The sequence below is a fragment of the Campylobacter sp. IFREMER_LSEM_CL2101 genome, from assembly GCF_025771825.1.
GTDB classification, from domain to species: domain Bacteria; phylum Campylobacterota; class Campylobacteria; order Campylobacterales; family Campylobacteraceae; genus Campylobacter_D; species Campylobacter_D lari_C.
In genome coordinates, this window is the sequence record NZ_JAKMQZ010000018.1 from 1 (window position 1) to 9,920 (window position 9,920).

The 9,920-nt window shown below is 28.6% G+C and carries 9 protein-coding genes and 2 pseudogenes; 6 read left to right on the top strand and 5 right to left on the bottom strand.

Features of this window, described 5'->3' with window-relative positions; all coding sequences use genetic code 11:
- Window positions 1-792: DUF2920 family protein (locus L8V88_RS07770; protein WP_263727441.1), on the bottom strand; the 792-nt coding region annotated here is incomplete at its 3' end.
- A gap of 62 nt (window positions 793-854) precedes the next feature.
- Here L8V88_RS07770 and pseF point away from each other — a divergent pair.
- The 5 genes and pseudogenes from pseF to pseH (L8V88_RS08030) all read left to right on the top strand — a co-directional run.
- Window positions 855-1,556, top strand: coding sequence for a pseudaminic acid cytidylyltransferase (gene pseF / locus L8V88_RS07775; protein ID WP_263727442.1), 702 nt, complete (start codon window positions 855-857; stop codon window positions 1,554-1,556).
- 116 nt (window positions 1,557-1,672) lie between these two features.
- Window positions 1,673-3,562, top strand: coding sequence for a motility associated factor glycosyltransferase family protein (locus L8V88_RS07780; protein WP_263727443.1), 1,890 nt, complete (start codon window positions 1,673-1,675; stop codon window positions 3,560-3,562).
- Window positions 3,559-4,383 carry a UDP-2,4-diacetamido-2,4,6-trideoxy-beta-L-altropyranose hydrolase gene (pseG, locus tag L8V88_RS07785; RefSeq protein ID WP_263727444.1) on the top strand — a complete coding sequence of 275 codons (825 nt, stop codon included), beginning with the start codon at window positions 3,559-3,561 and terminating at the stop codon, window positions 4,381-4,383. The genes L8V88_RS07780 and pseG overlap by 4 nt, the downstream gene beginning before the upstream one ends.
- A pseudogene (pseH, locus tag L8V88_RS08025) lies at window positions 4,380-4,757 on the top strand (UDP-4-amino-4,6-dideoxy-N-acetyl-beta-L-altrosamine N-acetyltransferase); the annotation flags it as partial. The gene pseG and the pseudogene pseH (L8V88_RS08025), both read left to right, overlap by 4 nt.
- Before the next feature lie 195 nt (window positions 4,758-4,952).
- Window positions 4,953-5,420: pseudogene (gene pseH / locus L8V88_RS08030) on the top strand (UDP-4-amino-4,6-dideoxy-N-acetyl-beta-L-altrosamine N-acetyltransferase); the annotation flags it as partial.
- Here the strand turns inward: pseH (L8V88_RS08030) and L8V88_RS07795 are convergent.
- The 3 genes from L8V88_RS07795 to L8V88_RS07805 are packed head-to-tail and all read right to left on the bottom strand — an operon-like array spanning window position 5,388 to window position 7,871.
- Entirely contained in the window at window positions 5,388-6,125 is a 738-nt protein-coding gene (locus L8V88_RS07795; protein ID WP_263727446.1) for a HisA/HisF-related TIM barrel protein, read from the bottom strand. The pseudogene pseH (L8V88_RS08030) and the gene L8V88_RS07795 overlap by 33 nt on opposite strands.
- Window position 6,126: 1 nt before the next feature.
- Window positions 6,127-6,750: an imidazole glycerol phosphate synthase subunit HisH gene (gene hisH, locus L8V88_RS07800; protein WP_263727450.1), complete on the bottom strand. Its 624-nt coding sequence runs from the start codon at window positions 6,748-6,750 to the stop codon at window positions 6,127-6,129.
- Window positions 6,735-7,871 (bottom strand): N-acetyl sugar amidotransferase, encoded by a 1,137-nt coding sequence (locus L8V88_RS07805; RefSeq protein ID WP_263727447.1) that lies wholly within the window; start codon window positions 7,869-7,871, stop codon window positions 6,735-6,737. Before L8V88_RS07805 ends, hisH begins: the two co-directional genes overlap by 16 nt.
- Before the next feature lie 110 nt (window positions 7,872-7,981).
- On the opposite strand from L8V88_RS07805, the gene L8V88_RS07810 reads away from it, so the two are divergent.
- On the top strand, window positions 7,982-8,761 hold the full coding sequence (locus L8V88_RS07810) for a sulfite exporter TauE/SafE family protein (protein WP_263727448.1): 780 nt from the start codon (window positions 7,982-7,984) through the stop codon (window positions 8,759-8,761).
- Here the strand turns inward: L8V88_RS07810 and flhB are convergent.
- Complete coding sequence (flhB, locus tag L8V88_RS07815) at window positions 8,753-9,829, bottom strand: flagellar biosynthesis protein FlhB (protein ID WP_263727449.1); 1,077 nt, start codon at window positions 9,827-9,829, stop codon at window positions 8,753-8,755. The genes L8V88_RS07810 and flhB overlap by 9 nt on opposite strands.
- Between the last annotated feature and the right edge of the window lie 91 nt (window positions 9,830-9,920).

The following is a 9,920-nucleotide window of genomic DNA, read 5'->3' on the forward strand; positions in this document are numbered from 1 at the left end:
TTCAGAAGCACAAAGCCTAATATTGTTAAAATAGTGAAAGGTTCCAAAGCAAAAATACTCAGTATAATCAACTTCCTTGCCAAAACCTATATATCTCCAAGCATCTCCATCAAGCGTCACATGAGAAGAATTGTCAATAACTGCATCTATAGCCCATGGAGCTATTTTTGCAGACAATACACCCATATATGCACCATGTGAAACTCCTACCACAATAGTTTTTAAATTATTGTTTTTAAAAATCTTTGTTTTTGTATAAAGCAGAGTATTTATCATATCAATTGTTTGCATAATACCATAATTTTGATATTCATTGTTTGTAAGTTGCAAACTCGCGCTTAAATCTAAGTAATAATCTCTATTAAGATCCCAATTATCTTTCTTTTTTTGAATTGCCTTATTAAGATAATCCATAGCAGGGTGAAATTCTTCAAAAGTGTTAAGCTTTGATACATCATAAGGAATTTCTATATTAAGAGCTTTTAAACTTGCATCAAAAATAAGTTTATCAATATTATCTAAATACCACTTAGCACCAGTTTGAGGACGGTTGCCTATACCATGATAATTTAAACTCAAAACTGCCACATTGTACTTTGATGCAAAATACTCCATATTAAACTTTAAAACAGGATCTCTTATATCAGCCCCAAGTCCTTGGACAATACACATTATAGCTTCAATTTCTCTTGTATCATCATATATGAGCTGAAATTCTAATTTGCTTTCTCTTTTTATATTTAATTCTACATCATCACAAGAGTCTATAAAATAAGTTTGATTTATGAGCATATTAAGCCTTTTAAAATAAAATTTCAATTATACTTACTTTTTTATAAATTTAAAGAGAAATCATGAAAAATCTTTGTATTATCCCTGCGCGCGGTGGCTCTAAACGCATTCCTAGAAAAAATATCATTGATTTTTTAGGAAAGCCTTTAATTACTTATAGCATAAAAAGTGCTTTAAATTCAGGTATTTTTGATGATATAATCATATCAAGTGATGATGAAGAAATCATCGAAGTAGCTTTAAAATATGGCGCTAAAGTCCCTTTTGTACGTAAAAAAGAATTAAGTGATGATTATGCAAGCTCAACCGCTGTAATCCAAGATGCTATTATTACCTTAGAAAAACAAGGCAAAGTCTATGAAAATGTGTGTTGTTTATACGCTACTGCTCCACTTATAGATGAGTTTATCTTGCAAAAAGCTTTTGAGCAATTTAAACAAGAAGAATGTAAATTTTTATTTTCAGCTTGCGAGTTTGAATACCCTATACAAAGAGCTTTTTACCTTGATAAACAAAATAAAGTTTACATGTTTGATGAAGCAAATCATGATAAACGCTCACAAGATCTTACTAAAGCTTATCATGATGGCGGCGCATTTTACTTTGGCAAAAAAGAAGCATGGTTAAAAGAAAATTTTTTATTCAAACCTCATTCCAAAGCCTTTTTACTTCCAAGGAATAAAATTTGTGATATTGATACTTTCGAAGACTTAGAATTTGCTAAAATGCTTTATCAATTTCAATATACAAATATTAAAAATTAAGTAATTTTTAATATTTCTCAATTTTTCTGTTACTGCATAGGCAAAATATAAGTTTTTTATTTCTAAAATTAAAGTATAATAAAAATAATTTTAGCTACATAACAAAAGGAAGTATTGTGCTACAAAAAAACATCGAAAGCATAAAAACAAAATTAAGTGAAACTTTATCAGCTATTAAAAAATCAAAATACAAAATAATACAAGGTAGTGATAACTTAGATATAAATTTTTTAAATACTGAAGATAATACTTTAGTTTATAAAAACCCTTTAGAAGAACTAAACACGATGTTAAAAATTTACAATGAAAAATATCGTCTATATCCTGTGTTATATTTTTATGGATTTGGAAATGGAATTTTATATAAAGCTCTTTTGCAAAATCCTCACCATAGGATTATTATTGTTTTTGAAAAAGATTTAGAGATTATCCATAGTGCTTTTAGTATACTAGATTTTAGTAAAGAATTACAAGCAGCAAGATTGGTAATTGTCAATACAAATTGTCTAAAAATAATGGACTATGAATTAATATGCAATCAACAACCTATGTTGAATTTTGCAAGAACATATTTTTTAGAACTGCATTCTAATTATTATGAAAGATATCACGAAGATATATTAAAAGTTAATAATAGCATGCTAGAACACTTAAAAAAAGCTGTGTTAAAATATGGGAATTTACCCTCTGATGCCCTTCAAGGAGTAGAGCAATTTACTTATAATCTTCCTAAAATGCTAACACATCCAAGTTATCAAGAACTTTTACAAAAAAGAAAAAATCTAAGCGATACTGCCATCATTGTTTCCACTGGCCCTAGTTTATCCAAACAACTTCCTTTGTTAAAACAATACACTAATAAAGCAACTATATTTTGTGCAGATAGTGCCTACCCTATCTTAGCCAAACATAATATTAAACCTGATTATGTTTTAACCTTAGAAAGAATAGCTTTAACTAGTGAATTTTTTAATAATAATTTTGGAGATTTTGATAAAGATATAACTTTTGTTATCAAATCATACACTCATTCTAATACGATAAAATATCTTGAAAATAACAATAGAAACTATATTCTCATTTCGCCTACTAATGCAAATTTTATATATTTTATGCAACTACATGCCTACGGATATCTCGCCACTGGGTACAGTGTAGCAAACATGGCCTCTGGTTTAGCATTCGATCTTGGTCATAAAAATATTATTTTAATTGGACAAGACTTAGCATACAGCAGCAACGGAGTATCGCACTCAGATGGACATATTTACCCTATAGAAAATAAAACCTATAAAAAAGACTATGGAAAATACGAATGTGAAGCCTATGGAGGAAAAGGAATGGTTCAAAGTTCTGTTGTTTGGACTTTATTCCGACAAAATTTTGAAAGTGATATTGTATACTTCAACCACTATGGAACAAATGTATATAACTGCACTGAAGGTGGGGCTAGAATTAAAGGGGCTATAGAAAAACCTTTTAAAAAAATATGTGAAAAATTCTTGACAAAAGATTTAAAAAAACCTTTTATTTCACTAGAAAATCCAACTTCAAATAAACAAAATGAATTAATGCTTAAAGCTTACACTAAAATCAAAAAAAGCATTACACATTGTCACACTCTAAACAATACTATCAAAGCTTATTTAACTGATTTAAAATGGTCTTATCAAAACATTCACTCCGATGAAGACATAAAAAATATGATTAAAAGTATTGATGAAATTAAAACATATATAGAAAATTTAAAAGGTATGGAAGAATTACACGAAACTTTAACTCCACTACTTGCTCAATTTGAATTTAATCTTGCTAAAATTTATGTTTTAAACCCTATCAATGAAGATGATATATATAACAAATCACTTTTATGGATAAAAGAACATATTGACTGGCTTGAGTTAATTATCGCTCATATCAAAGCTCACGAACAAGCCTTACATAGAGGTATAATTCCTCTGCAAGAAACCATTATACAAAGAGGATATGGACACAAAATCAAATGAAAGTTCTTTTTAGAAGCGATAGTTCTAGCACTATAGGGCATGGGCACATTAAAAGAGATCTTTTGCTAGCTAAACAATACCAAGATGTATCCTTTGCTTGTTTGCCACTAAAAGGCTCTTTAATAGATGAAATTCCTTATCCTGTATATGAACTAACAAGTGCTAGCATATATGAGCTAATCAATCTCATCAAAAAGGAAAAATTTGATCTTTTAATCATTGATCGTTATGAAATTACCGCTGATGATGAAAAACTCATAAAATTAGAAACAGGAATTAAAATTCTCAGTTTTGATGATGAGATAAAAGAACACTTTTGCGATATTTTACTAAATGTCAATGCTTATGCTAAAGAAAGTGATTATGAAAATTTGGTGCCAAAATATTGTGAGTTAAGATGTGGCTTTTCCTATGCTCTAATACGCGATGAGTTTTACCAAGAAAGTAAAATAAAAAGAGAAAAAATTTATGATTATTTTATCTGTATAGGAGGGAGTGATCCAAAAAACATTTCCTTTGATATAGCAAATAAACTAAACAAAAATAAAACCATCATCATAGCTACCACAAAAGCAAATTCTCATCTAAACTTGCTTCAAAAATTAAGCCAAAAAAACTCTAATATGCAAATTCTAATAGATTATCCTAATCTTGCAAGATTAATGAATGAAAGCAAAAAACTCATCATTAGTGCAAGCTCATTAGTCAACGAAGCTTTGATTTTAAAAGCCAATTTTAAAGCCATAGCTTATGCTAAAAATCAAGAAAAAATTGCAGTTTGGCTTACTAAAAAAGGTTATGAGGTGGAGAATTTTATATGATAGTTTTAAAAGATTTTATTCATTTAACTCAAGAAGAAATCGAGCTTGTTTTAAAATGGCGTAACGATGAAAGCATTGCTAAATTTATGAAAACACAAAATATAACTTTAAAAGAGCATTTAAGTTTTTTATCTAACCTAAAAACAGATACAACTAAAAAATATTTTTTAGTTTATGATGGCAAACAAACCATAGGTGTAATCGATTTTATTAACATAACCAACCATTCATGTGAATTTGGGCTTTATAGCATAAAAAAAGGTGTAGGTGAGCTTTTAATGCAAGAAGTTAAAAACTATGCTTTCAATGTTTTAAAAGTTCAAACTTTAAACGCTTGTGTTTTTAAAGAAAACACAAAAGCTTTAAATTTATATTTAAAACATTTACCTATAAAAATAACAAAACATAAAAAAATACTTTATTTGAAATATATACAAAAACCTATTATTGAAAAATTATCTTCTATTAATTTTAATTGGCTTAATGAATTAATCAGCTATGAAATAAACAACAAAAATATTATTTTCAACTTTATTCATAATGAAAATATTATTTTGAAAAATTTTATCAATCTAAACCACAAAGAAAAAGAAAAAATTAGACTATACAGAAATCACCCTGAAATCAAAAAATATTTATATCAAAAACATTATATTACTAAATACGAACATAAAAAATTTATAAAAAAATTAAAACAAAATACTCTTAAAAACTATTATTGTGTAATTTATAATAAACAAATTCTTGGAAGTATTAATTTTGAAATCATTTCTGATAATACTATTGAATTTGGTTTTTATGCAAATCCTTTTTCTAAAATTTCAGGGTTAGGTAGAATTTTGGAGCATATTGGTATATATTATGTTTTCAAAATAAAAAATCGTCAATTTCTTCAATTACAAGTATTTTGCGATAATACATTTGTTGTTAATTTGCATAAAATATTTAAATTTAACACAATTGATAAATTTAAATTCCAAAATGAAACTATCTTAAAAATGCAACTAACAAAGTCTGACTGCAATACCATTTTCTAGTAAATGATTTTTAATATCATTTGGAGTATATTGACTAAAATGAAATATAAAAGCACCTGCTAATGCATTCGCACCATGTTGTATAGCTTTTACCCCATCTTGGGGCTTAGAAAGCCCTCCATTGATAATGAGTGGAATTTTTAATTTACCTTTGAAATACTCTAGTAATCCCCAATCATACCCTAAAGAACTTCCTTCTTTATCAACACTTGTTAAAAGTATCTCCCCTGCTCCCAAAGATTCGTATTTTAATGCAAGTTCTAGCGGATCAATATCTAAAATTTCATTATTAAAAACTTTAAATTTATTTTTGTCTTTTTTAACATCAATTGAACATACTACACAAGAACTTCCAAAAGTATTTGCTGCCTTTTTAATAAAATCTGGATTTTGTAAAGCCATAGAATTAATACTAATTTTATCAGCACCTATATCTAGCAATTTTCTAATATTTTCTAAAGTTCTAATCCCACCTCCAATAGTTAAAGGCATAAAGCATTCATTAGCTATATCTTCTAAGCTTTCAAAATCTATAACGCCATTTTTATTGATATCCAAAACTATAAGCTCATCAACATTTCTAGCATTATATATCCTAGCTGTGCTTATTACATGCCCTATAGTTCTAAAAGAAGAAAAATTGATACTTTTTACAAGCTGATGATCTTTTAATAACACGCAAGGTATAATTCTTGTTTTAAGCATATTAGGCCTTTAAATTTGCAAAATTTTCCAAAAGTTTCAAACCTACATTTTGGCTTTTTTCAGGGTGAAATTGCACAGCAAAAATATTATCTTTTTCAAAACTTGCACAAAAAGGTTTTTCATACTCACAAAAAGAAGTATCCACTCTCTCTAAACACTCTACATAATAAGAATGCACAAAATAAAAATCACTTTTTTCTAAAATTCCATCAAAAAGCTTGCTTTTTTTGTCACTAAATTGCAAATCATCCCAACCACTATGCAGTAATTTTTCTTTACTTAAATCAAATTTCAAAACCCTTGCTTTTATAAAATCAAGCCCTTCGCACTCTCCGCCCTCATATCCTTTGCTAGCAAAAAGTTGCATACCAAGACAAATTCCTAAAATAGGTTTTTTATCTTTTAAAACACATTCTTTTAAAAGCTCATCTAGTGCAAGTTTTTTTAAATTTTCCATACCTTGTTTAAAAGATCCAACACCTGGCAAAACTAATTTAGAAGCATTTTTTATATCTTCTTTTTTAGAACTTATAATCACTTCTTGATTAAGTTTTTCAAAAGCTTTTAAAACAGATTTAAAATTTCCAAGATGATAATCAACAATACAAATCATTTCAAAACAAATTCATCTTTTTTTATCAACGACCCATCACTATCTCTTAAGAATTTACCATTTTCATCCCGTTTAAATATCTTTTTATTAGTATAAGAATCTACAATTTTTTCAAATTCTTTTTCACTAAAACCACTAAATTCCAAATACTTCTTAATAGCCTTTTTAGGTGGCTTTCCATCATATTTATTTACAAGTCTCACGCCCTCTTCACGGCTAATATAGCCAAGTCTTATATCCAAGCACGCATTATCCGTAGCTCTTCCAAAACCATATTTGCAGTATTTTAAATAATCATGCACATGGTTTGAATAACAATCTAAATTTTCAAAATTCTCATAAGTAGTTTCAACTGGTTTTGTACTAGTTTTAAAGCCATTTTCTTTAGATATTTTTAAATTATACTTATAATCCCATTTAAAATAATATCCCAAAAATAACCCTGTAACTCCTACTCTTTGAAGCTCTTCATCACTTGGATAAGTATAAAAATATAAATCCTTTTCTCTAATACCATCAACACCAATCATATCAGAAATTCTATTACCCAAAAGTCCGCCAAATTCTTCAAGCCACTCTCTACCTAAAGTGTTTTTTTCTTTAGAACTAGCTGGCCCACCATATTCAATCTGTGGACTTTCCCCCCAAATAATCAAAGGAATTTCAAAAGCAACAGCTACCTTTGGAACACAAGTAAAAATCCCTAAATGATTTTGCCATTCATTATCACCCGTTCTTATAAAAGCTTCGCGGGCTAATTTTTTATACACCAAAGGATTTCTTTTAATATGGATCAAATCAACACCAAGATTGTTTAAATTTTTTAAATTTTTTTTACCTATTTTAGTAGGGATACTTGGTTCAAAACAAACACACAAAGGATTAAGTCCAAGCTCAAGACATTTTAAAACTTGAAAGGTAGAATCTTTACCACCGCTTACTCCTATCACGCAATCATACACGGGATGTTTTTTATATTTTTTTACAAGTTCTAGAAATTCTTTTTCGCGCTCTTGCCAATTTATCTCATGGTTTTTCGCTTCTTGCGAACAACACGCATCACAAATTCCTTCATCATTAAAATGCAAATCAGGCTTAGTATCTGGCATAACACATTTTTTACAAAATTTCATATTAACTCCAAAAAATCTTTATAATCATCATAAATCGACTATGATTATATTTTCTAAAGCTAAATAAATTTTATTTTGTTACAATATTTTTATTTAAAGGTTTATAAATTATGGATTTAACTTTACTTCCTTATATGATTATAGGAATTTTTTCAGGTATGGCTTCAGGGGTTTTTGGCATAGGTGGTGGTATGATTATCGTTCCTTTCATGCTTACTTTAGGGCTTAGCTCTCACCATGCTGTTGCAATTTCTGTTGTACAAATGATTTTTGCTTCTATTTTTGGTTCTTATTTAAACTATAAAAAGAAAAATTTAATCTTAAAAGATGGGCTTATCATAGGATTTGGAGGCTTTTTAGGTGCGATGTTTAGCGGGCTTTTGCTCTCATATTTTTCAGATATAACTTTAACAAGTATTTTTTTATGTGTGAGTATTGTATTCTTTTTAAAATTTGCTTTTAATCAAAAAAGCACCATTGGAAACATCAACCACTCTAATATCTTAAAAAATTCTATTTTGCTAATTTGTGGTATATTTACAGGAATTTTTGCTATATCTTTAGGGATTGGTGGTGGGCTTTTAATCACCCCTATTTTGGCTTATTTTTTAGGCTATGATACCAAAAAAGTAGTGCCACTTAGTTTGTTTTTTGTGATTTTTGCTTCCATTTCAGGGATTAGTTCTTTTGTATATAATGACATCATTGATAAAGAGGTCTTACAAAATGGAAGCTTAGTAGGACTTAGTTCTATGTTAGGGGTTTATCTTGGTATTAAAATCATGGAAAAAATCAACCTCAAATCCCACCGCATAGCACTTTTAGGCATCTACACTCTTTCTATAACTATGACTATTATAAGTTTGATTAAAAAGCTAAATTTATTTTAATCTATCAGCAAATTTTTGTCTATTAGAAGTATAGACAAAGCTTAAAACCTCTGCCACTGCTTTAAAAAGCTCTGGTGGGATAAGATCATTAACTTCACAAGTTTTATAAAGCTCTCTTGCTAAAGGAGGATTTTCATAAATCATCACATTATACTCATAAGCCATATCTTTTATACGCAAAGCTAAAAAGTCCACCCCTTTAGCTAAAACTTTTGGCGCAGCTTCTTTAGAGCTATCATAACGTAAAGCAACCGCATAGTGAGTAGGATTAGTAATCACCACATCAGCACTAGCAACATCTTGCACCATTCTGCGTCTTGCTGCTTCCATTTGCAAACGACGAATTCTTCCTTTTACCAAAGGATCTCCTTCGCTTTGCTTATACTCATCTTTAACTTCTTGCTTACTCATTCGTAAGTTTTTAAAGTACTGATATCTTACTAACAGTACATCTAAAAGCCCTATAATCAAAAAAGCTATAATCACAATAGCCGCAAGGATAATAGCTTTATCTCTAAGCCATAAAAGTTGTGGATAAATCGTATAAAGTTCTACCCTAGGAAGCTCTTTCATAAATTGTAATAAAAAAATAAAAGCAATACCAAAAACAACTCCAACTTTAAGAATAATTTTCAAAGCTTCAATGATTTTTTTTAAAGAAAAAAGATTTTTAAGACCATTAATAGGGTTAATTTTATTAAAATTTGGAGTGATAGGCTTAGTGGTAAAAATAAAACCAAATTGCATTAAATTTCCAAGCACACCTGCAACCATAATTGTTAGAGTAATAGGTAAAACCATAATAAACATTTCTATCATGGTTTTTATAATAATTTTTTGTAAAATTTTTAAATCAAGTTCTATACCTATAAAACTTTGATAAAACCTATATAAACCACTAATTCTCTCACCTATAAAAGGCATCATAAACAACACCACAAGCACAGCTATAACAAGCACAGCCACAGCAGATGCATCTTGGCTTTTTGGGACATTACCCTCTTGCCGTGCATCTTCTATTTTCTTGGACGTGGGTTCTTCTGTTTTTTCTTGATCATCAGCAGCCATAAAAAACCTTTAAAAATTTAAAGTAAAATTATAGCATTTAAATCCAAGTATAAACAAATTTAAATACTTGGATTTATTTCTCATTCAATCC

Excerpts from the sequence above, each read along its gene's own strand:
- pseG (WP_263727444.1), top strand. The coding sequence starts at position 3,559 with ATGAAAGTTCTTTTTAGAAGCGATAGTTCTAGCACTATAGGGCATGGG.
- L8V88_RS07810 (WP_263727448.1), top strand. The coding sequence starts at position 7,982 with ATGGATTTAACTTTACTTCCTTATATGATTATAGGAATTTTTTCAGGT.
- L8V88_RS07795 (WP_263727446.1), bottom strand. The coding sequence starts at position 6,125 with ATGCTTAAAACAAGAATTATACCTTGCGTGTTATTAAAAGATCATCAG.
- pseF (WP_263727442.1), top strand. The coding sequence starts at position 855 with ATGAAAAATCTTTGTATTATCCCTGCGCGCGGTGGCTCTAAACGCATT.
- flhB (WP_263727449.1), bottom strand. The coding sequence starts at position 9,829 with ATGGCTGCTGATGATCAAGAAAAAACAGAAGAACCCACGTCCAAGAAA.
- L8V88_RS07805 (WP_263727447.1), bottom strand. The coding sequence starts at position 7,871 with ATGAAATTTTGTAAAAAATGTGTTATGCCAGATACTAAGCCTGATTTG.